General features: G+C 74.0%; 18 protein-coding genes and 1 riboswitch. Of the genes, 8 read left to right on the top strand and 10 right to left on the bottom strand.

The annotated features are described in order from the left end of the window. Positions 1–119: 119 nt before the first annotated feature. From ACFRMQ_RS17445 to ACFRMQ_RS17415, 7 genes are all read right to left on the bottom strand, one after another. Complete coding sequence (locus ACFRMQ_RS17445) at positions 120–1,547, bottom strand: sugar porter family MFS transporter (protein ID WP_380731335.1); 1,428 nt, start codon at positions 1,545–1,547, stop codon at positions 120–122. 175 nt (positions 1,548–1,722) lie between these two features. Further along, complete coding sequence (egtD, locus tag ACFRMQ_RS17440; RefSeq protein WP_380731334.1) at positions 1,723–2,694, bottom strand: L-histidine N(alpha)-methyltransferase; 972 nt, start codon at positions 2,692–2,694, stop codon at positions 1,723–1,725. Between the two features lie 44 nt (positions 2,695–2,738). Then, positions 2,739–3,488, bottom strand: coding sequence for an ergothioneine biosynthesis protein EgtC (gene egtC / locus ACFRMQ_RS17435; RefSeq protein ID WP_380731333.1), 750 nt, complete (start codon positions 3,486–3,488; stop codon positions 2,739–2,741). After that, a complete protein-coding gene (gene egtB / locus ACFRMQ_RS17430) occupies positions 3,488–4,948 on the bottom strand; it encodes an ergothioneine biosynthesis protein EgtB (RefSeq protein ID WP_380731332.1) in 1,461 nt (486 codons plus the stop codon). The genes egtC and egtB overlap by 1 nt, the downstream gene beginning before the upstream one ends. Next, the gene (gene egtA, locus ACFRMQ_RS17425; protein WP_380731331.1) at positions 4,945–6,378 is read right to left on the bottom strand and encodes an ergothioneine biosynthesis glutamate--cysteine ligase EgtA; all 1,434 of its coding nucleotides are present in this window, start codon (positions 6,376–6,378) and stop codon (positions 4,945–4,947) included. The genes egtB and egtA overlap by 4 nt, the downstream gene beginning before the upstream one ends. A gap of 136 nt (positions 6,379–6,514) precedes the next feature. Beyond that, positions 6,515–7,786 carry an aminotransferase class I/II-fold pyridoxal phosphate-dependent enzyme gene (locus ACFRMQ_RS17420; protein ID WP_380731330.1) on the bottom strand — a complete coding sequence of 424 codons (1,272 nt, stop codon included), beginning with the start codon at positions 7,784–7,786 and terminating at the stop codon, positions 6,515–6,517. Beyond that, complete coding sequence (locus tag ACFRMQ_RS17415; protein ID WP_380731329.1) at positions 7,783–8,307, bottom strand: SRPBCC family protein; 525 nt, start codon at positions 8,305–8,307, stop codon at positions 7,783–7,785. The genes ACFRMQ_RS17420 and ACFRMQ_RS17415 overlap by 4 nt, the downstream gene beginning before the upstream one ends. A 247-nt stretch (positions 8,308–8,554) precedes the next feature. Between ACFRMQ_RS17415 and ACFRMQ_RS17410 the strand changes: the two genes are divergently transcribed. The 6 genes from ACFRMQ_RS17410 to ACFRMQ_RS17385 all read left to right on the top strand — a co-directional run bounded on the left by ACFRMQ_RS17410 (position 8,555) and on the right by ACFRMQ_RS17385 (position 15,805). Continuing rightward, complete coding sequence (locus ACFRMQ_RS17410; protein ID WP_380731328.1) at positions 8,555–9,361, top strand: SAM-dependent methyltransferase; 807 nt, start codon at positions 8,555–8,557, stop codon at positions 9,359–9,361. 193 nt (positions 9,362–9,554) lie between these two features. Then, positions 9,555–11,672 (top strand): putative bifunctional diguanylate cyclase/phosphodiesterase, encoded by a 2,118-nt coding sequence (locus ACFRMQ_RS17405; protein WP_380731327.1) that lies wholly within the window; start codon positions 9,555–9,557, stop codon positions 11,670–11,672. Positions 11,673–11,911: 239 nt separating this feature from the next. Continuing rightward, positions 11,912–12,097, top strand: a complete 186-nt coding sequence (locus tag ACFRMQ_RS17400; protein WP_380731326.1) for a hypothetical protein — start codon at positions 11,912–11,914, stop codon at positions 12,095–12,097. Positions 12,098–12,268: 171 nt separating this feature from the next. Next, positions 12,269–13,660 (top strand): NADP-specific glutamate dehydrogenase, encoded by a 1,392-nt coding sequence (gene gdhA, locus ACFRMQ_RS17395; protein ID WP_380731325.1) that lies wholly within the window; start codon positions 12,269–12,271, stop codon positions 13,658–13,660. Positions 13,661–13,917: 257 nt separating this feature from the next. Beyond that, a complete protein-coding gene (locus ACFRMQ_RS17390) occupies positions 13,918–14,793 on the top strand; it encodes a GyrI-like domain-containing protein (protein ID WP_380731324.1) in 876 nt (291 codons plus the stop codon). Between the two features lie 247 nt (positions 14,794–15,040). Beyond that, on the top strand, positions 15,041–15,805 hold the full coding sequence (locus tag ACFRMQ_RS17385) for a VOC family protein (RefSeq protein ID WP_380731323.1): 765 nt from the start codon (positions 15,041–15,043) through the stop codon (positions 15,803–15,805). Here ACFRMQ_RS17385 and lnt read toward each other — a convergent pair. The 3 genes from lnt to ACFRMQ_RS17370 form a co-directional block, all read right to left on the bottom strand. Beyond that, positions 15,781–17,382 carry an apolipoprotein N-acyltransferase gene (gene lnt / locus ACFRMQ_RS17380; RefSeq protein ID WP_380731322.1) on the bottom strand — a complete coding sequence of 534 codons (1,602 nt, stop codon included), beginning with the start codon at positions 17,380–17,382 and terminating at the stop codon, positions 15,781–15,783. The genes ACFRMQ_RS17385 and lnt overlap by 25 nt on opposite strands. 100 nt (positions 17,383–17,482) lie before the next feature. Next, positions 17,483–21,094 (bottom strand): cobaltochelatase subunit CobN, encoded by a 3,612-nt coding sequence (gene cobN / locus ACFRMQ_RS17375; RefSeq protein WP_380731321.1) that lies wholly within the window; start codon positions 21,092–21,094, stop codon positions 17,483–17,485. Next, complete coding sequence (locus ACFRMQ_RS17370) at positions 21,091–21,309, bottom strand: hypothetical protein (protein ID WP_380731320.1); 219 nt, start codon at positions 21,307–21,309, stop codon at positions 21,091–21,093. The genes cobN and ACFRMQ_RS17370 overlap by 4 nt, the downstream gene beginning before the upstream one ends. A gap of 47 nt (positions 21,310–21,356) precedes the next feature. Then, positions 21,357–21,442: riboswitch (cobalamin riboswitch) on the bottom strand. Positions 21,443–21,642: 200 nt separating this feature from the next. Here ACFRMQ_RS17370 and ACFRMQ_RS17365 point away from each other — a divergent pair. Together ACFRMQ_RS17365 and ACFRMQ_RS17360 are read left to right on the top strand one after the other, a co-directional pair. Beyond that, positions 21,643–22,992 (top strand): hypothetical protein, encoded by a 1,350-nt coding sequence (locus ACFRMQ_RS17365; RefSeq protein WP_380731319.1) that lies wholly within the window; start codon positions 21,643–21,645, stop codon positions 22,990–22,992. Further along, on the top strand, positions 22,989–23,369 hold a 381-nt coding region (locus ACFRMQ_RS17360; protein ID WP_380731318.1), incomplete at its 3' end, for a precorrin-8X methylmutase. The genes ACFRMQ_RS17365 and ACFRMQ_RS17360, both read left to right, overlap by 4 nt.

The following is a 23,369-nucleotide window of genomic DNA, read 5'->3' as shown; positions in this document are numbered from 1 at the left end:
AACCCCGCCCGGGCCGGGACCGGCCGTGGGCCGAGCCCGGTCCCGCGGAAACGATTCGGCCCCCGCCCGGCCGCGTCGTCGGCGTGGTCGAAGCGGGGGCCGAGGGCCCGGCGTGCGGATCAGCCCATGTCCTCCAGCCGGACGCCCTTGGTCTCCTTCATGAACTTCGCCACGAAGAGGACGGACAGCGCCGCGAAGGCGGCGTAGATCAGGTACGTCGCCGACAGGTTCCAGCGCGACATGGACGGGAACGAGACGGTGATCACCCAGTTCGCGATCCACTGCGCGGAGGCGGCCACGGAGAGCGCGGCGGCGCGGATCCGGTTCGGGAACATCTCGCCGAGCATCACCCAGACGACCACGCCCCAGGACATCGCGAAGAACAGCACGAAGGCGTTGGCGGCGACCAGTGCCACGGTGCCCTGGAGGTCGGGCAGGGTCAGGTTGTCGCCGCTGCCGGTGGCCGAGGAGAAGGCCCAGCCGGCCGTGCCGAGCGCGACCGCCATGCCGACCGAGCCGATCAGGGCGAGCGGCTTGCGGCCGATCCGGTCGACCAGCACGATCGCGATCACGGTGCCCAGGATGTTGATCACCGAGCCGACGAAGCTGATCAGCAGTGAGTTGTCCTGGTCGATGCCGACCGACTGCCACAGGATCGACGAGTAGTAGAAGATCACGTTGATGCCGACCAGCTGCTGGAAGACCGACAGACCGATGCCGACCCAGACGATCGGGAGCAGGCCGAAGCGGCCGCCGAGCAGGTCGCGGAAGCGCGGGCGGTGGTCGGAGGCGATCAGTGCCCGGATCTCGGCGATGCGGGCGTCCGTGTCGACGCCGCCCCCCTCGACCTCGGCGAGCACCTTGCGGGCGTCGTCCATGCGCTCGGCCTGGATCAGGTAGCGCGGGGACTCGGGGATGACCGAGGCGAGCGTGAAGTAGACGGCGGCCGGGACGACGCAGATGCCGAGCATCCACTGCCAGGCCTCCAGGCCGAGCAGCTGGCCGCGGGTGTCGCCGCCCGCTGCCCGTGCCAGCATCCAGTTGACCAGCTGGGATATCGCGATGCCGAGCACGATCGCGGCCTGCTGGAAGGAGGCCAGTCGGCCCCGGTACTTGGTCGGCGCGACCTCGGCGATGTAGGTCGGGGCGATCACCGAGGCGATGCCGATGGCCGCGCCGCCGAGGACGCGCCACAGCGCGAGGTCCCAGGCGGCGAACGGCAGCATCGAGCCGACGGCGCTGATCGCGAACAGCAGCGCGCCCGCCTTCATGACCTTGATGCGGCCGTACCGGTCGGCGAACCGTCCGGCGAGCGCCGCTCCGACCGCGGAGCCCAGCAGGGCCGAGGAGACGATCAGGCCGGTCACGCCGCTGCCGACGCCGAACTTCTCCTGGATGCCCGAGACGGCGCCGTTGATCACGGAGCTGTCGTAGCCGAACAGGACGCCGCCGAGGGCCGCTGCCGCGGTGATGAAGACGACGAAGCCGAGGCGGCCGGGCGCGGGGGCCTCGACCGCCCCGGAGGGCTTCTGGGTGACGCTCACGATCTGACTCCTGGTACTCAACGCTGAGCTCGGTAGCCGAGATCGTAACCCCTATTCGTTTAAGTCTTGTACACCGGGAACCTCAAGTTTCGCTCTGAGAATTCGTAAGGTGAACAAGCAAATTGAGCTGCCCGGTGCCCGGCGCACCGCGCCCGGCGCGCGGTGCGCGGCGCACCGCTCAGGCCGGCGCGGCGAGCGACAGCCCGAACCGGCCCTCGGGGTCGGTCCACCAGTGGCTCAGCCGCAGCCCGGCCGCCGCCAGTTCCTCGGCCACCCGCTCCCGGCGGAACTTCGCCGACACCTCGGTGCGCAACTCCTCGCCCGGGGCGAAGTGCACCGGCAGGTCCAGGGCCGGGATCTTCACGGTCTGCGCGCGCAGCGAACGCAGCCGCATCTCGATCCACTCCTGCTCCGGGTCCCAGAGCGCGACGTGCTCGAAGGCGTCCGGGTCGAAGTCGGCGCCCAGTTCGCGGTTGAGCACGTTCAGCACGTTCCGGTTGAACTCGGCGGTCACCCCGGCGGAGTCGTCGTACGCGGCGACCAGCACCGCCGGGTCCTTGACCAGGTCGGTGCCGAGCAGCAGGAAGTCGCCCGGGTCGAGGGCGGCGCGCAGGCGGCGCAGGAAGGCCGCGCGCTCCTGGGGCAGCAGGTTGCCGAGGGTGCCGCCGAGGAACGCGACCAGGCGCGGGCCGCCCTCCGGGGGCAGGCCGAGCCGGGCGGTGAAGTCGGCGAGCACCCCGTGCACCCCGAGCCCGGGGTACTCGGCGGCGAGCGCGGCGCCGGCCGCGGCCAGCGCGCTCTCGCTGACGTCCACCGGGACGTACGTCTCCAGGGTGCCGAGCGCGCGCAGGGCGTCCAGCAGCAGCCGGGTCTTCTCGGAGGAGCCGGAGCCCAGCTCGACCAGGGTCCGGGCCCCGGTGGCGGCGGCGATCTCGCCGGCCCGCGCGGTCAGGATGGCCCGCTCGGCGCGGGTCGGGTAGTACTCGGGCAGCCGGGTGATCTCCTCGAACAGCTCGCTGCCCCGCGCGTCGTAGAACCACTTCGGCGGGAGCCACTTGGGTGCGGAGGTCAGTCCGTGCTGCACGTCGTGGCGCAGCGCGGTGCTGAAGTGGTCGGCGGGCAGCAGCCGGACGAGGTCGAAGGTGTCCATGACAGGGTGGTTCCTCTGTTCAGAAGATGAAGGGAGAGTGGGCGTCAGTCGCGGCCGGGAAGCCGGTCCACGGTGATGCCGCGCGAGTCCGCCAGCAGCAGCGAACCGTCCGGGACGGGCGTCCAGCCCGGCGCGTCGTCGTACGGCTCGGAGGCCACCACCGTGCCGAGGCCCGGCAGGACGCGGTGGTACAGGGTGTCGCCCCAGGTGGTCGCGGCGATCGCGGTGCCGTCGGTGAGCAGCAGGTTGAGCCGTCCGGTGGTGTGCGCGGCGACGTCGGCGACGGTGGCCGCCAGCGCCTCGCCCGGTCCGGCGCCGGCCCGCAGCCGGTGCAGGGTGAGCGCCCAGAGCAGGGCCGAGTCGGTGCGCGCTTCCAGTTCCAGCAGTTCGGCCGGGGGCAGCAGGGCGGCCGGCGCGCCCAGTTTGCCGGGCCAGCCGGTCACCGCGCCGTTGTGGCTGAACAGCCAGCGCTCGGCGGCGAACGGCGCGGCCGCGGCCTCGCCCGCCGCGCAGCCCTCGGTGGCGGAGCGGACGGCGGCGAGCAGCGCCCGGGTGCGGACCACCCGGGCGAGGTCGGCGAAGGTCTCGTCCGCCCAGATCGGCCCGGTCCGGCGGTAGCGGGCGGGCACCTCGTCCCCGTCCGCGTACCAGCCGAGGCCGAAGCCGTCCGCGTTGACCGTCCCGTACCGTTGGACGCGGGGCGCCCAGGACTGCCGGTAGAGCCCGTGCGGCGGGTGCACCAGAAGCTCTCGTGGTGCCACCGGCTCGCCGAGATAAGCGATATGACGACACATCAGGCACCGTCCAGGCTGCGCGCGGTGCGGAATCCGGCGAAGATCTGCCGCCGGATCGGGTAGTCCCAGTTGCGGAAGGTGCCCCGGCAGGCGACCGGTGCCACCGCGAAGCAGCCGCCGCGCAGCACCTTGTACTCGGGGCCGAAGAACACCTCCGAGTACTCCTGGTAGGGCCAGGCCCGGAAGCCCTGGTAGGGGCGGAAGTCGCTGGCCGTCCACTCCCACACGTCGCCGATCAACTGCCGGACACCGTACGGGGACTGGCCCTTCGGGTAGCTTCCGGCCCCGGCCGGGCGCAGGTGGCGCTGGCCGAGGTTGGCGTGCTCGGGGCCGGGGGGCCGGTCGCCCCAGGGGTAGCGCCGGGAGCGTCCGGTGGCCGGGTCGTGCCGGGCCGCCTTCTCCCACTCCGCCTCGCTCGGCAGCCGCCGGCCCGCCCACCTGGCGTACGCGTCCGCCTCGTACCAACTGACATGCAGCACCGGCTCGGTCGGCTCGACGGGTTCGATCGAACCGAAGCGGCGGCGCAGCCACTGGCCGTCCTGCCGGCGCCAGAACAGCGGGGCGGTCAGGCCGGCCTGCTGCCGGTGCGCCCAGCCCTCGGGTGTCCACCAGCGCGGGTCGTCGTAGCCGCCGTCCTCGATGAAGCGCTCGTACGCGGCGTTGGTGACCGGGGTGGTGTCCAGCAGGAAGGCCGGCAGGTCGACGGCGTGGGCCGGGCGCTCGTTGTCCAGCGCCCAGGGCTCGGTGTCCGTTCCCATGGTGAACGGGCCCGCGGGGATGAGGACTTCGGCGGGCAGCGCGGCCGCGTCGGCGGGCGCGGGCGGCGGCGGGGGAGCGGTGAGGGCCGGCTCGCCCCTGCGGAGCTGGTGGGTGATCAGCATCGTCTCGTCGTGCTGCTGCTCGTGCTGGGCGATCATGCCGAACGCGAACCCGGCCCGCAGCAGCGGCGCGCCCTCCAGCGGGCTGGCGGCCAGCAGGTCCAGCACCCGGCCGCGCACCTCGTGGGCGTAGGCGCGGGCCTCGGCGGGCGGCAGCAGCGGCAGGCCGGGGCGCTCGGCGCGGGGGTGCTGGAAGGCGTCGTACAGCGGGTCGATCTCGGGGTGCATCGGATCACGGCCGCCGACGTTGCGCAGCAGCCAGAGTTCCTCCTGGTTGCCGATGTGCGCGAGGTCCCAGACCAGGGGGGACATCAACGGGGAGTGCTGGGCGGTGAGGTCGCCGTCCTCGACGCAGTCGGTCAGCGCGGCGGTGCGGGCGCGGGCGGCCAGCAGCTCGGTGGCGATGCTCTCGCGCAGCGCCTCGGTGCCGAGGCCGTCGAGGCCGTCGAGGGGGCTGAGTCCGCCGGAGGTGCCGAGGGCCTCGGCGGGGTGGGCGGTGCCGGCGGAGTGGGCGGCGGCGGTGGCGCCGGTCGGGTCCGTGCCGCCCGCCTCGGCATCCCCGTGGGGTCGGACGTCGGTCATGGTGCTGCCTCCTCCGGGGGAGTGCGTAGGGTGCCGGAGCGCAGGGCGTCCAGCTGGTCGTCGGCCGGGCAGCGGCCGCGCACGGGGTAGCGCTCGGCGAACTCGGCGACGGTGGCGCGCAGTCGCCCGGCGCCGGGCAGGCGTCCCAGGGCGGCGTCGGCGGCGGCGAAGCAGGCGAGGGCGGCCCGGCGCAGCTCGGGATCGGCCATGGCCAGGGTGGCGGCGCGGCGCCAGACGTCGCTGCGCGGCGCGCGCGGGCCGTCCGTCCCCGGCCGGTCGGAGGACTCCAGCGGCTCCAGGGCGGACAGCGCGGCGTCGGCGGCCACCGGGTCGTCCAGCAGTGTGGTGACCAGCGCGGTCGGCACCACCCAGCCGTCCCCGGGCTGGGCGTCGATCATCCGCAGCTCCAGGTGGCCGCGTGGGCGCACCGGCGGGAAGAGGGTGGTGCGGTGGTACTCCAAGTCGTCGAGGGTGGGCGGGCGTTCGCCCCCGCCGCGGATCCAGTCACGGAAGGTCAGTCCGGCCGGCGCCGTCCAGGGCAGGCCCTCGGGCCTTCGGACGCACAGCACTTCGGCGTCCAGCACGTACCGCGCCCAGGCCTCGCGCGGGTCGCCGTGGTCGGGCTCCGGGGCGAGGGTGCGGGTCGGGTCCATCCGCGACCAGACCACCTGGCGGGTGGACCGGTGGCCGGTCGGACTTCCGTCCAGGATGGGGGAGTTGGCGAATGCGGCGACCAGGACCGGGCCGAGCAGGTGGGCCAGTCGCCAGCGGTGCCCGACCGCGTGCGGGCCGTCCGCCTCGCCGGCGTCCAGGCAGACCTGCACGGAAGCGGTCCCGGTCATCATGATCCGGCCCCAGGGCCCGGCGGAGTCGAAGAACCGCTCCATCGCCACGTAGCGGGGGTGGTCCAGGACCATCCGTCGGGGGCGGGCCAGCGGGTCCGTCCCGGTGCCGGTGAGTCGCAGGCCCTGCGCCGCGAAGGCGTTCCGCAGGGCGGTCAGATCGCGTCGGGTTTCCTCGACGCAGGCCAGGAGGCCGGTGGCGGGCGGGGAGCTGAGCTCGACCTGTCCGCCGGGTTCGAGCGTGAGGCGCGAACCGGAGGGGAGCGAGGTGCCGTCCGGGCCGCCGAGTGGCAGCGACTCCAGTGCGGCGTGGAGCAGTTCAGGCTCCACGGGCCGGGTGGGACATCGGTTGTCGTGGACGAACCATTCGACTTCCACCCCGACCAGTCGGGGTGGTCCGATCTTGAAGCAGACGCCCGACACATGGCTGCGCGCCCCCGATTCGGTCAACGGGGTCACCCCCGGTGGGGGTGGTGGCGTGCTCTGCCGGTCGGGCGGAGTGGTGCGGGATGTCGGTATCACCGGACTCACCGTCCTCGGGATCACGATTGCGGCCCGGTCTACCCTGCCCAGTCTGCTACGGAGCATGCGAGGGTGCCCCGCAAAAATCGCGTGAACGTTCGTTTCTCCAGGTCAGTGGTGTGGCGATCGGGTGAATGGGGGAGATATTCGGGGTGGCCCGCCGGTGGGTGCGGGCGGAGTCCGGCCGGGGCAATTGCCCGGGTCACGGGCGCGACGGGCGCGACGGGCGCGACGGGCTCTCCGGACGCTCTGGATGCTCCAAGCGCTCCAGCCGGTCGAGGACGGTCGCCAGCACCGACCCCGGCAGGGCGTAGTTCAGGCGCAGCGAACCCCGGCCGCCCGGACCGAAATCGGCTCCGTCGGAGGCCTCCAGTCCACAGCGCTCCAGCAGCGCCCGGCGGGCCTCGGCGGGCGGCAGGCCGAGTGCGGCGGCGTCCAGCCAGAGCAGGTAGGAGGCCCGCGGGGTGGAGCGGACGGCGGGCCCCAGCCGGGCGGTGAGCCGGGTGCGGGCGGCGGCGAGGTGGGCGAGCAGGGCGTCCAGCCAGGGGCCGCCCTCGCGCAACGCCGCCTGCTGCACGGTCTGTTCCAGCAGGCCGCCCTCCCAGAGGCCGTAGCCGGCCAGGGATTCGGAGAACCGGGCGCGCAGCCCGGGGTCCGGGACGAGCGCGAAACTGCTGGGAACGCCGGAGCAGTTGAAGGTCTTTCCGACGGAGTTGAGGGTGACGACGAGGTGGCGGTGCGCCGGGTCGGCGGTGGTGACGGCGACGGGGTGCGAGTGGCCGGGGTGGGTGAGGTCGCCGTGCACCTCGTCCGAGACCAGCAACGTGCCGTTCTCCGCCGACCACGTGGCGAGACCGCGCACCGCGTCGGCCGGCCACACCGTGCCGGAGGGGTTGTGCGGGTTGCTCAGCAGCAGGGCGCCGGCGGGGTGGGGAAGCGGGCCGGAGGGCAGCCGACAGCCGTCCGGGCCCAGGTCCAGTGGCAGTTCGCGGTGGGGGAGGCGGGCCGCGCGGCAGAGTTGGGCGAAGCCGCCCCACTCGGGGGTGGGCAGGAGCACGGGCGCCTGCGGCCGGACGGTCTCCAGCAGGACGCGCAGCGCGGTGCGCGGGCCGCAGGGCAGCAGCAGGACCCAGTCCGGGTCCACCGCGGCGCCGTGCCGGGCGCGGTACCAGTCGGCCACCAGGGCCCGCCCGGCCGGGTCGCAGACCGTGTACCCGTACGCCCGGTGCCGGGCGCGCCGCTCCAGCGCCTCGGCCACGGCGGGCGGGCCGGGAAGGTCCATGTCGGCGAGGCCCATCGGGATCACCCCGGGGGCGCCGGCCCGGGCCCACTTGCTGCTGCCGGTGCCGGCGCGGTCGAAGGGGGCGTCGAAGTCGAAGCCCGAGCGGGGGGCCGGGGCGGGGCCGGGGGTGGCGCGAACAGATGACAGATTTCGAAATCTGTCATCTGTTCGCTGAAAGCTGTTCTCTGTCATCTGTTCGCCGTCACCCGCCACCCGTCACCCTCAGGGCCGCTCCGCCGTCGTCCGCCGCCACCCCGGCCCGCCCCCGTCAGGTGTGCGGCGAGCCCCCGTCGCCCCCGGCGCATCATCACCGCGTGGTTGCCCCGGAACAGCGGGTGCAGCGGCAGCGCGAGCCGGCGCAGCAGGAGCTTGCCGGGCCGCGAGTCCTCCTCGAACAGCACCCGGCTCCCCGCGCCGCCCGGCCCGTCCGGCGTCACGGTGAACCGCGACCACCCGGCCAGGTCGCCCCGCATGGCCGCTTCGAGCACCCCGGCGGCCGGGTCGCGGCGGCTCGTCGCCAGGCCGATCACCAGGCTGTACGGCAGCAGCGCGCGCACCACCACGTCCCCGGAGTCCTCGCCGGTCGGCCGGACCTCGCGGATCTCCGGCCACCACAGCGGATAGCTCCGCACGTCCTCCAGTGCCGCGTACACGGCGGATGCCGGGGCCGGGAGCCGCCAGACGCCCCGGAATCGGTAGTGGTTGGGGTCCACGGGCCCACCCTAGTCGGGCCCGGTCGGCCCGAGGGGCGAACGCCGGCGGACCCTTGCCGAATCGGTCCGCGGCGCCGACCATGACCGGAAGGGAACGTTCCGGAAACGCCCGCCCCCGAGGAGGGGGGCACTCCGCTTGCAGCCGTTCGGGGTGCGGGGGAGGATCTTCCGTGCTTGTAGTCTCATCAGTCATGGCAGCATCCCCCAGGCGCTGCGATCCCAGAACCGGAGTGAAGGAGTCACGGGCATGCGGCGACCGAACTGGGTACCGGAGGGTACGGACCTGGACAAACCGAACGCCGCTCGCGTCTACGACTACTACCTGGGGGGATCGCACAACTTCGAGGTCGACCGGGAGATGGCCCGCAAGGCGATCGCCATGTGGCCGGAACTGCCGCAGATCATGCGCTCCAACCGCGCCTTCCTGCGCCGCGCCGTGACCTTCCTCGCCGAGCAGGGCATCACCCGCTTCCTGGACATCGGCTCCGGCATCCCGACCTTCGGCGCGGTGCACGAGATCGCGCGGGCGATCCGCCCCGAGACCGAGGTCGTCTACGTGGACCGCGACCCCGTCGCCGTCGCGCACAGCCGCCTGCTGCTGGAGGACGACGACGCCAGCGCCGTCGTCCAGGCCGACCTGCGCCACGTCGCCGACCTGCTGGCCCGCCCCGAGGTCGTCGAACTGCTGGCGGCCGGTGAGCCGGTGGCCGTGCTGCTGGTGGCCGTCGCTCACTTCGTCAGCGACGACGAGGACCCGTGGAAGCTGATCGGGGTGATCCGCGACGCCCTCCCGCCCGGCAGCGCGCTGGTCCTCTCGCACGCCTCCCTGGAGAGCCGCCCGGACCAGGCGGAGGACCACCAGAAGCTCTACCAGCGGACGCCGACCCCGCTGACCATGCGCACCCACGAGCAGATCACCGCGATGTTCTCCGGCTTCGAGCTGGTCGAGCCGGGCGTGGTCCACCTGCCGCTGTGGCGCCCGGACCAGCCCGGTACCGTCGGGGAGCACCCCGAACGGATCGCCGGGGTCGCGGGCGTGGGGATCCGCGCTTGAGCGGACGCGACGAACGAGGCACCGACGGCCGCGCGTCCCGCGCGGTGGCCGCCGGGAGCGTGGCGCCGGGAACGGGTGGCGGCGGGACCAACGGCCGCCGCACGGCCCGGGCGGTCGTCACCACGCCCGTCGTCGCGCCCGACGTCGCGCCCGCCGAAACCGGCGGGTACAGCAGAGGAACCAGGTTCAGCAGATGAGTACCACCCCGGTGCGCGGCAACGCGGAGCGCTTCCACGAGGAGTGGGCCCGACTGCTCTCCGCCGACCACGGCATCGCCGTCCACCCCGGCCTGCTCGGCCGGCTGGTCGCGCGCACCGCGGCACTGCTGCACCGCGCCCAGGAGGACGAACCGTTCGAGCCGGGGCTGGCCGCGCAGGTCGGCGCCGAGCTGGTCGACGCGCACTTCACCGACCCGTTGCTGCTGGCCCGGGCGGTCGAGCTGCTCCAGACGCAGCCCGCCCACGACGACCGCGGCCCCGCCCTGACCGGCGCCTTCGCGGCCGGCTGGGCCGCCGCCCTGCGCGAGCGCACGCTGAGCGAGCAGGAGGCGATCCGCACCGCCGCCGACGCGGCCCGCAAGGAGGCCGAGCGGGCCCTGCGCGACTCCGAGGCCCGGTTCCGGGCGCTGTTCGAGAGCGCCGCGATCGGCATCGCCATCGGCGACACCGACGGCAAGATCCTGGCCGTCAACAAGGCCGTGCAGGAGCTGTTCGGAGCGGGGCCGGAGGACATGGTCGGCCGCCGGGTCGACGACCTCGTCCACCCCGAGGACACCCCCGGCGTCTGGGAGGCGTACGAGGAGCTGATCGGCGGCAAGCGGGAGTACTTCCAGTTCGACAAGCCGTACTACCGCCAGGACGGTGAGGTGGTCTGGACCCACCTCACCGTCTCGCTGATCCGCGACGAGGACGGCGCCCCGCAGTACCAGGTCGCGATGCTGGAGGACGTCACCGACCGCTACCGGCTCCAGGAGCGGCTGCGCCACCAGGCCACCCACGACCCGCTGACCGGCCTGCCCAACCGCGCGGCCTTCTTCGAGCGGCTGGAGAAGCTGTTCGAGGAGCCCGAGCCCGGGGCCCGCTTCGGCCTCTGCTACGTCGACCTCGACGGCTTCAAGGTGGTCAACGACAGCCTCGGCCACGACATGGGCGACCAGCTGCTGTCCGCCGTCGCCGCCCGGTTGAAGGCCGCCCTCAGCCCGCTCGGCCACCTGGTGGCCAGGCTCGGCGGCGACGAGTTCGTCGTCCTGCTGGAGAAGTGCCGGGGTGAGCAGGAGGCGGTGGCCGCGGCGAAGACCGTGCTCAAGGCACTGGCCGGGCCGGTGCTGATCGGCGACCACAAGCTCGCCGTGGGCGCCAGCGTCGGCGTGCTGGAGCGGCGGGTGTCCACCACCACCCCCGGCGCCGCCGTCCGGGCCGCCGACCTCACGCTCTACCGCGCCAAGGAGGCCGGCCGCGGCCGTTGGACGCTGTTCGACCCCAAGGAGAACGCCCGCGCGGTCAGCCGCTACGCGGTGTCGGTGCGGATGCCCGCCGCCCTCGACCGCGGCGAGTTCTTCATCGACTACCAGCCGCTCTACCGCCTCGCGGACGGCCGGCTGGCCGCCGTGGAGGCACTGGTGCGCTGGCGCCACCCGCAGCTCGGTGTGCTCGGGCCGGACGAGTTCGTCACCACCGCCGAGGAGACCGGGCTGATCATGCCGCTCGGCCGCTGGGTGCTCGAACAGGCCTGCGGCCAGGCCGCGGACTGGATCAAGCAGTTCGGTGACGCGGCGCCGCAGCTCAACGTCAACCTGGCGGTCCGGCAGGCCCGCAGCGCCGCGCTGGTCACCGACCTCGGCCGGATCCTCGACAGCACCGGACTGGACCCGGCCCGGCTGCAGTTGGAGATCACCGAGTCGACCGTGGTCGGGCCGGAGGACGAGGCGCTGCGCACCCTGCACGGGCTGGTGGACCTCGGGGTGTCGCTGGCCGTGGACGACTTCGGCACCGGCTGGTCCAACCTCGCCTACCTGCGCGACCTGCCGGTCTCCGGGCTGAAGATCGCGGGCTCCTTCGTCGGCGATCTGCACGAACCGGGCAAGGACGAGTCCACCGGCTGGCGGATCGTCAGCGGACTGGTGTCGATGGCGCACGCGCTCGGCCTGAACGTCACCGCCGAGGGCGTGGAGACCCACCGGGACGCCGAGCGGCTGCGGAGCATGGGCTGCGACTGGGCGCAGGGCTGGCACTTCGGGCGCCCGGTGCGGCCGGTCGAGATCGCCCGGCGGATCGTGGAGGAGCCGCAGGGGCGCCCGGTCGAGGAGAACTGACCGCTCCGGCGGTCCGGTTCGATCCGGCGGTCGAGGTCCGGCTCGCGGCCACCGGGACGCACCTGACGCCCGGCTCCTGGGGGACGGGGCAGACCGGCGCGGCCTACCAGCCGGGTTCCTCCTGCTGCTGGCCGTGGTGTCGCCGGTGAGCACCCTCGGAACGCCGGCCACGGCCCGGGGCCTGTTCGCGGTCTGGGTCCCGGCCGCGCTGTTCCTCGGCGCCCGAGCCGCTGGAACCGGTGGAGGCACTGCGGATCCCGGTGTTCGAGGGAGCGTTCGGGGCCGCCGCGGGGCTGTGGGGGCAGGGCGCCTTCTGGGCCGCCCTGCTGCCGGCCCTGCCACTGGCGGCGTACGCGGGGCTGCGGACGGTGCGCGGGCGGCCGGAGAGGGCCCGGTGGGCGTTCCCGCCGGATTCGACCAGGTAGGCGTACAACACCTCATCAGCCCCAGATGTCCCGCCGGGGTTTCCAGCATGTGGATGCGAAGGAACTCGCGGTGTGGACACTGCGAGACTTCCACCGTTCCCTTGGACGCGTCCCCCCGGTTCACGGGAACTCTGCGCAACCAACCGACAACCACGGAAGGGTCCTGACCAGATGCCGACGACCCCCGCCATCCCCGGTTCCTCCCCCGCCACCTTCGAAGCCGAGCAGCGCGCGATATCGGCGCTCTACGCGGACGTCGTCCGCCGCAACCAGGGCGAGGACGAGTTCCACCAAGCCGTCCACGAGGTCCTGGAGACCCTGGCCCCGGTGCTCGCCCACCGCCCGGAACTCCTCGACGCCCGGATCATCGAGCGGATCTGCGAGCCCGAGCGGCAGCTCATGTTCCGGGTGCCGTGGACGGACGACTCCGGGGACATCCACGTCAACCGCGGCTTCCGGGTGGAGTTCAGCAGCGCCCTCGGCCCGTACAAGGGCGGACTGCGCTTCCACCCCTCGGTGAACCTCGGGATCGTCAAGTTCCTCGGGTTCGAGCAGATCTTCAAGAACGCCCTCACCGGTCTGCCCATCGGTGGCGGCAAGGGCGGCTCCGACTTCGACCCCAAGGGTCGCTCGAACGCCGAGATCATGCGGTTCTGCCAGTCCTTCATGACCGAGCTGTACCGCCACCTCGGCGAGTACACGGACGTTCCGGCCGGGGACATCGGCGTCGGCGGCCGGGAGATCGGCTACCTGTTCGGCCAGTACAAGCGGATCACCAACCGGTACGAGAGCGGCGTGCTCACCGGCAAGGGCCTCGGCTGGGGCGGCGCACAGGTCCGCACCGAGGCCACCGGCTACGGCTGCGTCATGTTCACCGGCGAGATGCTGCGCAGCCGCGGCGAGAGCTTGGACGGGCGCCGGGTGGTCGTCTCCGGTTCCGGCAACGTCGCGGTCTACGCGATCGAGAAGGCGCAGCAGCTCGGTGCGACGGTGCTGACGGCCTCTGACTCCTCCGGCTACGTGGTGGACGAGAAGGGCATCGACCTCGACCTGCTCAAGGAGGTCAAGGAGGTGCGGCGCGGCCGGATCTCCGAGTACGCCCAGCTGCGCGGCAGCCATGTCCGGTTCGTCGAGGGCCCGGGTGTGTGGAGCGTGCCGTGTGACGTCGCGCTGCCCTGCGCCACCCAGAACGAGCTCACCGAGGCCGACGCGCTCGCCTTGGTGCGCAACGGGGTGCTGGCCGTCGCCGAGGGCGCCAACATGCCCACCACGCCCGACGCGGTGCGGGTGCTCCAAGAGGCCGGAGTGGCCTTCGGCCCGGGCAAGGCGGCGAACGCGGGCGGTGTCGCGACCAGTGCGCTGGAGATGCAGCAGAACGCCTCGCGCGACTCCTGGAGCTTCGAGTACACCGAGGAGCGCCTCGCCGGGATCATGAAGCACATCCACGACTCCTGCCACACCACCGCCGAGCGCTACGGTCAGCCGGGCAACTACGTGGTCGGCGCGAACATCGCCGGCTTCGAGCTGGTCGCGGACGCGATGCTGGCGCAGGGGCTGATCTGAGCCGCGGCTGAGGCCGGGGGGCGGAGGACGGGTAACACGTGACAGCCGACAGCTGACAGATTTCGAAATCTGTCAGCTGTCAGCTGTTCGCCCACTTCTGTTCGGCCTCGGTGCCGTTCGCCGCCCGCCACTGCCTGCCGCCGCCCGCCACTGCCTGCCCCCGCCGATCGGCACCCGATCGGAGCGGGCACCGATTGTCGGGTGCGGCAGGGTGGGCCCTTCCTACGGTGGAGACCAACAGAGGAGGGCGGGGCGGCGTGCTGGAGCACCTGAACCGGGCGATGGACCGGATCGAACGCGACCTGGACCGCGAGGTCGACGTGGCCGAACTGGCGCGGATCGCGATGACGTCGGAGTACCACTTCCGGCGGCTGTTCTCGATGCTCGCCGGGATGCCGTTGTCGGAGTACGTCCGCCGCCGGCGGCTGACCGTCGCCGGGGCCGAAGTCCTGGACGGCGAGCGGACGTTGCTCGATGTCGCGGTCCGGTACGGGTACTCCTCGGGCGAGGCGTTCGCCCGGGCGTTCCGGGCCATGCACGGGGTCGGGCCGGGCGAGGCCCGGCGCGACGGCGCGGTGCTCGTCTCGCAGCCCCGGATGTCCTTCCGACTCGTCGTGGAGGGGAGCAGCAGCATGGAGTACCGGATCGTGGAGAGGCCGGCCTTCCGGATCGTGGGTAGGAAGGCCCGGGTCACCCTGATCTACCGGGGGATCAACCCGGGGATCGCCGAGTTCATCAAGGGGCTCGGCAAGGAGGCGGTCGAGCGGATCGCGGAGCTGTCCGGGCAGGACCCGGACGGGATCGTGTCGGTGAGCGACGACTTCTCGCCGAACCGCGAGGAGGGGTCCGAACTCGACTACTGGCACGCGGTGGTGGCACGCGAGGACGTCGACGTCCCGGCGGACCTGGACGTGCTCGAGGTCCCGGCCGGTACCTGGGCGGTGTTCACCAACACCGGACCGTTCCCGCAGGCCCTGCAGGAGATGTGGGGGGACGTGGCCAGTCAGTGGTTCCCGTCCAACCCCTACGAGGCCCGGCCGGGTCCGGAGATCCTCTCGACGCGCTTCGTCCCGGGCGCCGCTGACGCCGAGGCGCAGCTGTGGATCCCGGTGGCCCGGGCCGTGCGCGGCTGAGGAGCGACGGCCGACGGTCGACGGCCGGTCGGTGACGGGTGACGGACACCGGGTGACAGATGACAAGTGACAGCTGACAGATTTCGAAATCTGTCAGCTGTCACTTGTTCGCCCGCCCCCGTTCGGCTCAACACCGTCCGCCACCCGCCGCCCCCGCCCCGCATGCTGGGGCGGGAGGTGTGCGGGGGCCGAGGCGCCGAAAACCCGGGAGTTCCCGAGCAACGAGCAAGCTGCGAGGACAGACGTCATGAAGCAGACCTCCGTGACCACCAACGCCCCCTGCTGGACCGAGCTGGGGACCTCCGACCCGGCCGCCGCCCGGACCTTCTACACCGAACTGTTCGGCTGGCGGGCGGACGACACGGCCCGCCCCGGGGACGACGGCTACACCCAGATGCTGGTCCGGGACGCCCCGGCCGCCGCCATCACCCCGCGCTACGCCCCGCAGCAGCCGATCGCCTGGACGGTCGGCCTCGCGGTCGCCGACGCCGACACGACCGCCACGAAGATCAAGGAAGCGGGCGGCCGGATCCTCAAGGACCCCACCGACGTGTCCGACTTCGGCCGCTTCTCGGTGGCCGCCGACCGGTCCGGTGCGGTGTTCATCCTCTGGCAGGGCCGCGCCTTCAAGGGCGCCGGAGTGTTCAACGAGCCCGGCTCGCTCGGCTGGGCGGAGTTGCTCACCCGCGACCCGGACGGCGCGCTCGCCTTCTACCCGGCGGTCTTCGGCTGGTCCGTCGCCCCGTCCGAGCACTACCCCCAGTGGGGCCTCGACGGCCAGGACTTCGGCGGCATGCTGACGATGGACGACCGCTTCCCGCCCCAGGTGCCGCCGCACTGGCTGCCCTACTTCGCGGTCGCCGACGTCGACAACACCGTCAGCCGGGCGACGGCGCTCGACGGCGACGTGCTGATGCCCGCCACCGGTCTGCCCGGCGGCCGGCGGATCGCCGTGCTGCGCGACCCCCAGGGGGCGGCGTTCGGCGTCTACACCGCCGGCACCGAGGGCTGACCGGCGCCCCGGACGCCGCGCGAGCGGCGCCACCCGGCGACGGCCGCCCCGGCCGCCGCCCCGGCGCTGACCACCAGCGCCCCCAGCGGCACCACGTCGCCGACCCGGTCGTACCAGGTCAGTGCCCCCGGGGCGGTGAGCGGCAGCCGGACGGTCAGCGCGCCCGTGGCGCCGGTGCCGAGCCGGGCGAGCTCCCGCCCCTCGGCGTCGAAGGCCGCCGACACCCCGGTCAGCGAGGCCTGCACGGCCGGCCGGCCGGTCTCGGCGGCCCGGATCGCCGCCAGCGAGACGTGCTGCTCGGGCGCCCAGGTGTGCTGGAAGGTCGAGGTCGAGGACTGGTAGACCAGCACCCGGGCACCGTCCGCCGCGGCGGTGCGGGCCATGTCGGGGAAGGCCGACTCGAAGCAGATCAGCGCCCCGACCGGCAGCGGCGAGCCCGTCCGGTCGGTGGCGGGCAGGACGTGGAAGGACGTGCCGGGAGCCCGGTTCTCGCCCGCCGCCCGGCTGACCCCGGCGATCCAGCCGAGCACCGGCCGCAGCGGGATGTACTCGCCGAACGGCACCAGCCGGATCTTGCGGTAGCGGTCCACCACCCCGGCGGGGGAGAGCAGCACCGCGTCCTTGGAGATCCGCCCGTCGGCCTTGCGCGCGTCCTCGCCGGCGACGAGTTCGGCGCCGGTGGTCGCGGCGAGCCGGCGCAGCGCGTCCAGCGCCGCCGGGTCGCGATCCAGGTCGGCGGTGGTGCTGCTCTCGCCCCAGACGACCAGGTCCACCGGTCGCCCGGCCAGGCCGGTGGTGATCCGCGCGCTCGCCTCGAACCGTGCCTGGGGGTCCTCCACGATGCCGGGCTGGACCAGCGCCACCGTCACGGTCCCGTCCCCGGCGGGCGCCGCGCGCAGCGCGAACAGCAGCGGACCGGAGGCCAGCACGAGTACGGTCGCCCCGGCCGCGACGGCCCGTGGCCGCCGCCGCGCGGATGTCAGCGCGATCAGCACCCCGGTGTTCACCGCCGCCACCGCCGCGCTGACCAGCCAGATCCCGCCGGCCGAGGCCAGCCCGAGGACCGCCGGGTGCTGCCACTGGGTGGCGCCGAGCAGCGCCCACGGTCCGCCGAGCGCGGGCCAGGACCGGGCGAACTCGGTGGTCACCCAGACCGCCGGCACGAGCAGCAGTGCGAGCAGCGCCCGACGGACGGTCGGTTCGGGGTGCAGCAGCCGGTGCACGGTGTACCCGACGGCGCTCTGGAGCGCCCCGAACAGCACCGCGAGCACCGGCAGCCCCGGCCCGACGGAAGGGACCAGCCAGGACATCGCCGTCAGGATGAAGCCGGCGCCGAACCACCAGCCGCGCACCGCGGCCTCCCGTCCCGAGGGCGCCCGCCGCATCAGCAGCAGCCCGGGGACGAGCGCGACCCACGCCAGCCAGGCCTGCCCGGGCGCGGGGAAGGCGAGCGCCGGCACAGCCCCGGCCGCCAGCGCCCCAACCCGCGCGCGGTACCGGGGTGGCGCGTGCGGCTCCGGTTCCCGGACGGCGGGCGTGCTCGGGGCCGGGCTGGCGGGGGCGGGGCGGCGCGACATGACCCGTATTGTCCGCTTCGGTGGCGTGCGCCACCAGTGTCCGGATCGACCGAACGCGGCGCCGGCTCCCCCCGCCCCGCCTCGCCTGCCCCGTACGGACTCAGTCCTCGCCGCCCTCCAGGTCCCCCTCGGTCTCCAGGAACGCGGCCTGCAACTGCTCGATCAGCTTCGGGTCCGGCCGCTCCCACAGCCCGCGGCTCGCCGCCTCCAGCAGCCGCTCGCTGATCCCGTGCAGCGCCCACGGGTTGGCGCCCGCGAGGAACTCCCGGTTGACCGGGTCGAGGACGTACTCCTGGGTCAGCTTCTCGTACATCCAGTCCGCGACCACGCCCGTGGTGGCGTCGTAGCCGAACAGGTAGTCGACGGTCGCGGCCATCTCGAAGGCGCCCTTGTAGCCGTGGCGGCGCATCGCCTCGATCCAGCGCGGGTTGACCACCCGGGCGCGGAAGACCCGGGCGGCCTCCTCGGTCAGGGTGCGGGTGCGGACCGTCTCCGGGCGGGTCGAGTCGCCGATGTAGGCGGTCGGAGCCTTGCCGGTGAGGGCGCGCACGGTGGCCACCATGCCGCCGTGGTACTGGAAGTAGTCGTCCGAGTCGGCGATGTCGTGCTCGCGGGTGTCGGTGTTCTTCGCGGCGACGGTGATCCGCTTGTAGGCGGTCTCCATCTCCTCGCGGGCCGGGCGCCCGTCCAGCCCGCGGCCGTACGCGTAGCCGCCCCAGACCGTGTACACCTCGGCCAGGTCGGCGTCGGTGCGCCAGTCCCGGCTGTCGATCAGCTGGAGCAGGCCCGCCCCGTACGTGCCCGGGCGGGAGCCGAAGACGCGGACGGTGGCCTTGCGCTCGTCGCCGTGCACCGCGAGGTCGGCCTGCACGTGGGCGCGCACGTGGTTCGATTCGGGGGACTCCTCCTGCGCGGCGGCCAGGCGCACCGCGTCGTCCAGCAGGGCGACCACGTGCGGGAAGGCGTCCCGGAAGAAGCCGGAGATGCGCAGCGTGACGTCGATCCGCGGGCGGCCCAGCTCGTCGAGCGGGATCGCCTCCAGGCCGGTGACCCGGCGCGAGGCGTCGTCCCAGACCGGGCGCACGCCCAGCAGGGCGAAGGCCTCGGCGATGTCGTCGCCGGCGGTGCGCATCGCGCTGGTGCCCCAGAGCGAGAGCCCGACCGAGGGCGGGAAGGCGCCGTCGTTGTCCGCCCGGTAACGCTCGATCAGCGAGGTGGCCAGCGCCTGGCCGGTCTCCCAGGCGAGCTTGCTGGGGACGGCCTTCGGGTCGACGGAGTAGAAGTTGCGGCCGGTCGGCAGCACGTTGACCAGCCCGCGCAGCGGCGAGCCGGACGGACCGGCCGGCACGAAGCCGCCCTGGAGCGCGTGCAGTACGGCGTCCAGCTCGTCGGTGGTGGCGGCCAGACGGGGCACCACCTGGGTGGCGGCGAAGGTCAGCACCTCGCCGACGGCCTCCGGGAAGCCCGCGGCGACCTTCCCGACCGCCTCGGGCGCCCAGTCCTCGGCCTCCATCGCCTCGACCAGGGCGCGGGCCTTGGCCTCGGCCGCGTCGGTGGCGCCCAGGGTGAGCGCCGCCTCGTCCAGGCCGAGCGCCTCGCGCAGGCCGGGCAGCGCGCTGACGCCGCCCCAGATCTGCCGGGCGCGCAGGATGGCGAGCACGATGTTGACCCGGTCGGTGCCGGCCGGGGCCTGGCCGAGGACGTGCAGGCCGTCGCGGATCTGGGCGTCCTTGACCTCGCAGAGCCAGCCGTCGACGTGCAGCAGGAAGTCGTCGAAGCCGTCGTCCTCGGGGCGCTCCGCCAGGCCGAGGTCGTGGTCGAGCTTGGCGGCCTGGATCAGCGTCCAGATCTGGGCGCGGATCGCGGGCAGCTTGGCCGGGTCCATCGCGGCGATGTTGGAGTGCTCGTCCAGCAGTTGCTCCAGGCGCGCGATGTCGCCGTAGGAGTCGGCGCGGGCCATCGGCGGCACGAGGTGGTCGACGAGGGTGGCGTGGGCGCGGCGCTTGGCCTGGGTGCCCTCGCCCGGGTCGTTGACCAGGAAGGGGTAGACCAGCGGCAGGTCGCCGAGGACGGCGTCCGGGCCGCACTCGGCGGACAGCGCCGCGGTCTTGCCGGGCAGCCACTCCAGGTTGCCGTGCTTGCCGAGGTGGATCACGGCGTGGGCGCCGAAACCGCCGTCCTCCTGCGCGGCCTCGATCCAGCGGTAGGCGGCCAGGTAGTGGTGGCTCGGCGGCAGGTCGGGGTCGTGGTAGATGGCGACCGGGTTCTCGCCGAAGCCGCGCGGCGGCTGGATGAGCACCAGCAGGTTCCCGGAGCGGATCGCGGCCAGCACGATGTCGCCGTCCGGGTTCTGCGAACGGTCGACGTACAGCTCGCCGGGCGCCGGGCCCCAGTGCTCCTCGACCCGCTCGCGCAGGCCCTGCGGGAGGGTGGCGTACCAGCGGCGGTAGTCGGCGGCGGGGATGCGCACCGGGTTGCGGGCCAGCTGGTCCTCGGTGAGCCAGTCCTGGTCGTAGCCGCCGGCCGCGATCAGGGCGTGGATCAGGGCGTCGCCCTCGTGGCCGCCCTCGGCGTCGTCGAGCGCGGGGAGGTCGTTCCCGAGGTCCATCCCCTCCGCTCGCAGCCGCTCCAGCAGCCGCACCGCGCTGGCCGGGGTGTCCAGGCCGACGGCGTTGCCGACCCGGGCGTGCTTGGTCGGGTACGCGGAGAGCACCAGGGCGAGCCGGCGCTCGGCGGCCGGGACGTGCCGCAGCCGGGCGTGCTTGACGGCGGTGCCGGCGACGCGGGCGGCGCGTTCCGGGTCGGCGGCGTACACGGTGAGGCCGTCCTCGTCCAGTTCCTTGAAGGAGAACGGGACGCTGATCAGGCGGCCGTCGAACTCCGGCACCGCGATCTGGGTGGCGGTGTCCAGCGGGGACAGGCCGTCGTCGCTGCCCTCCCACTGGTCGCGCGACCAGGTCAGGCACAGGGCCTGGAGGATCGGACGGTCGAGCGCGGCCAGCGCGCCCGCGTCCCAGGCCTCCTCGTCGCCGCCCGCCTGGGCGTCGGCCGGACGGGTGCCGCCGGCGGCGAGCACGGTGGTGACGATCGCGTCCGCCTCGCCGAGGGCGGCCAGCAGCTCGGGCTCGGCGCCGCGCAGCGAGGCGCAGTAGTAGGCCCTGGCCCGGGCGCCCTGGTCCTCGATCGCCCGGCAGAGGGTCTCCACGAAGGCGGTGTTGCCGCTCATGTGGTGGGCGCGGTAGTAGAGCACCGCGACCGTCGGGCCCTCGGCCGTACGGGCTTCGCGCTCCAGCGGGCCCCAGGCCGGGGCGGAGGCGGGCGGGGCGAAGCCGTGGCCGGTCAGCAGCACGGTGTCGGAGAGGAAGGAGCCCAGCTCGGCCAGGTTGGCCGCGCCGCCGTGGGCCAGGTAGGCGTGGGCCTCGGCGGCGATGCCGGCCGGGACGGTGGACAGCTCCATCAGCTGGGCGTCGGGGGCCTGCTCACCCGTCAGCACGACCACCGGGCGGGGGCCGGCCAGCAGCGCGTCCAGGCCCTCCTGCCAGGCGCGGCGTCCGCCGAGCAGCCGGACCACGACGAGTTCGGTGCCCTCCAGCAGACCGGGCAGGTCCTCGGGTGCGAGTCGGGCGGGGTTGCCGAGCCGGTAGCGCACCGGGCCCTCGGAGGCGCGGGCGCTGAGCAGGTCGGTGTCGGACGTCGACAGCAGCAGGATCATGCGAAGGCCCTCCCGGCCTCGTGGATGGCCAGGGTGGCCGGGGACTGGGCCGGGACTGACGCGCGGCCGACCAGGGTGGTCGGGGCGCCGGCCGAGGTGGTCGGAACGGCGGCCCGAACGGCCGCGACGGTGGCCCGAGCTGCCGTGACGGCGGTCGGAGCGGCCGTGACGGTGGCCGGGGACGCGGGCGCGGGCATGCGACAGCGCTGGGACATTTCTGCCTTCCTCGGGGTCCGCGCCCCGGGCCGGTGGAGGACGGCAGGAGTTCCTGGCTCCCGCGGCCGACCGGTCTACCGGTGAACCGCGGTCACAGTGGCGGGACCGCACCGGGTTCGCACCGGTTTCCTCCCCTGCGCCGTCGCTGGCGTGCGGGCGGTCCGCGGGGACCGCCCGCCAGCATCGTACGGGTTGCGGCTGACCAGGGGGAGAGCGAGCTTGCGGACCTCCGGCACCCGCGGCGCGGTGCGGAGCCCGGGTGCCGGGTGCGGGGACCGGGTGTGACGCGGTGAACGGGGGCAAGCGATCGGATCATCTGTATGCTCGCCGCCATGCCACCGACACCCGACGCCACCGCGCCGGGCGCCGCAGGACCCGACCGGGAGGTGCCCGACCGGGGGCGTGCGGACGCCTGCCCCGGAGCGCTTCGTCTGCATGCGGCCGACGACGGCGCCCTGGCCCGAATCCGTCTGCCCGGCGGGCTCCTGACGGACCGCCAGGCGCTCGCGCTGGCCGAGGCGGCCGAGGCCCTCGGCGACGGCGAACTGGAGATCACCTCCCGTGGCAACGTCCAGCTGCGCGGCCTGGCCCCGCACTGCGCGTCCGGCCTCGCCGACCGGCTGCGCGCCGTCGGACTGCTGCCCTCGGACACCCACGAGCGGGTCCGCAACATCGTCGCCTCGCCGACGGCCGGACTGGATGCCGCCGGGCCGGATGCCGCCGATGGGGCCGCCGGTCACGTCGATGTGCAGGCCTGGGTGCGGGAGTTGGACGCGCGGCTGTGCGCGAGCGACTGGGCGGCCGGGCTCTCCGGCAAGTTCCTGTTCGCGCTGGACGACGGGCGGGGCGACGTCGCCGCGCTCGACGCCGATGTGACATTGATCGCAGGCCCGGACGGCACCCGGCTGCTGCGCCTCGGGCGCGACGGACGCGGACACCCGGTCGCGGCGGGGCGGGAGATCACGGCCGTGCTGGACGCGGCCCGCTCCTTCCTGGCGGCGCTGCGGGCGAACGGTCGCGAGGCCTGGCACCCGCGCGAGGTCTCCGACCTGCTGCCGCCCGGCTCGGTGCCGCTGCCGGCCGTCTCCGGCACGGCGCCCGCCGTCGGCGCGCTGCCCGGCGGGCTCTCGGTGGGGCTGCGGTTCGGCCGGGCGGACGCCGGGCAGTGGCGGGCGCTGGTCGCCGCCTCGGCCGGCGAGCTGCGGCTGACGCCCTGGCGCGGCGTGGTGCTGCCCGGCGCGCTGGCCGAGCGGCTGCCCGCACTCGCCGAGGCCGGGTTCCGCACCGAGCCGGGCTCGCCGTGGGAACGGGCCACCGCCTGCACCGGGCTGCCGGGCTGCGCCAAGTCGCTGGCCGACGTCCGCGCGGACGCGGCCCGGGCGCTGGACGCCGGTGCCCCGCCGTCGGGTGCTGGTCTGTCGGGTGTCGGGCTGTCGAGTGCTCGGCTGTCGGGTGCCGACGTGGCCGAGGGCTCGGGGCTTCCCGTCCACTGGTCGGGCTGTGAACGGCGCTGCGGCCACCCGGCCGGGCGGTGGGTGGACGTGCTCGCCACGGGGCGCGGCTACCGGGTGGCGGTGAACGGTGCGGCGGTCGGTGCGACGGCCGCCGCCGTGGCAGCCGCCGATGTGACGAACGAGGAGATGGCCGAGGCGGTCGCCGAGGCCAGGAGGACCACGAAGTGATCGAGTACGAGAAGGACGGCGCGTCCATCTACCGCCAGTCCTTTGCCACCATCCGCGCGGAGGCCGATCTGGCCGCCCTCCCGGCGGACGTCTCCCAGGTCGCGGTGCGGATGATCCATGCCTGCGGGATGGTCGACCTGGTCGAGGACCTGGTGTACTCGCCCGGCGTGGTCGCCTCCGCGCGCGCCGCGCTGCGCGCCGGGGCGCCGATCCTCTGCGACGTCAACATGGTCGCGAGCGGTGTCACCCGCAAGCGGCTGCCCGCCGACAACGAGGTGATCTGCACCCTCACCGACCCGTCGGTGCCCGAACGGGCCCGTGCGATGGGCAACACCCGCAGCGCCGCGGCCATGGAGCTGTGGCTGCCCCGACTGGAG

The sequence above is a fragment of the Kitasatospora sp. NPDC056783 genome (assembly GCF_042789895.1).
Classification (GTDB): Bacteria; Actinomycetota; Actinomycetes; order Streptomycetales; family Streptomycetaceae; genus Kitasatospora.
This window is presented reverse-complemented; position numbering and strand designations above follow the sequence as displayed.

Excerpts from the sequence above, each read along its gene's own strand:
- egtD (WP_380731334.1), bottom strand. The coding sequence starts at position 2,694 with ATGGACACCTTCGACCTCGTCCGGCTGCTGCCCGCCGACCACTTCAGC.
- egtC (WP_380731333.1), bottom strand. The coding sequence starts at position 3,488 with ATGTGTCGTCATATCGCTTATCTCGGCGAGCCGGTGGCACCACGAGAG.
- egtB (WP_380731332.1), bottom strand. The coding sequence starts at position 4,948 with ATGACCGACGTCCGACCCCACGGGGATGCCGAGGCGGGCGGCACGGAC.
- egtA (WP_380731331.1), bottom strand. The coding sequence starts at position 6,378 with ATGCTCCGTAGCAGACTGGGCAGGGTAGACCGGGCCGCAATCGTGATC.
- ACFRMQ_RS17420 (WP_380731330.1), bottom strand. The coding sequence starts at position 7,786 with ATGACAGAGAACAGCTTTCAGCGAACAGATGACAGATTTCGAAATCTG.
- ACFRMQ_RS17410 (WP_380731328.1), top strand. The coding sequence starts at position 8,555 with ATGCGGCGACCGAACTGGGTACCGGAGGGTACGGACCTGGACAAACCG.
- ACFRMQ_RS17405 (WP_380731327.1), top strand. The coding sequence starts at position 9,555 with ATGAGTACCACCCCGGTGCGCGGCAACGCGGAGCGCTTCCACGAGGAG.
- gdhA (WP_380731325.1), top strand. The coding sequence starts at position 12,269 with ATGCCGACGACCCCCGCCATCCCCGGTTCCTCCCCCGCCACCTTCGAA.
- ACFRMQ_RS17385 (WP_380731323.1), top strand. The coding sequence starts at position 15,041 with ATGAAGCAGACCTCCGTGACCACCAACGCCCCCTGCTGGACCGAGCTG.
- lnt (WP_380731322.1), bottom strand. The coding sequence starts at position 17,382 with ATGTCGCGCCGCCCCGCCCCCGCCAGCCCGGCCCCGAGCACGCCCGCC.
- cobN (WP_380731321.1), bottom strand. The coding sequence starts at position 21,094 with ATGATCCTGCTGCTGTCGACGTCCGACACCGACCTGCTCAGCGCCCGC.
- ACFRMQ_RS17370 (WP_380731320.1), bottom strand. The coding sequence starts at position 21,309 with ATGTCCCAGCGCTGTCGCATGCCCGCGCCCGCGTCCCCGGCCACCGTC.
- ACFRMQ_RS17365 (WP_380731319.1), top strand. The coding sequence starts at position 21,643 with ATGCCACCGACACCCGACGCCACCGCGCCGGGCGCCGCAGGACCCGAC.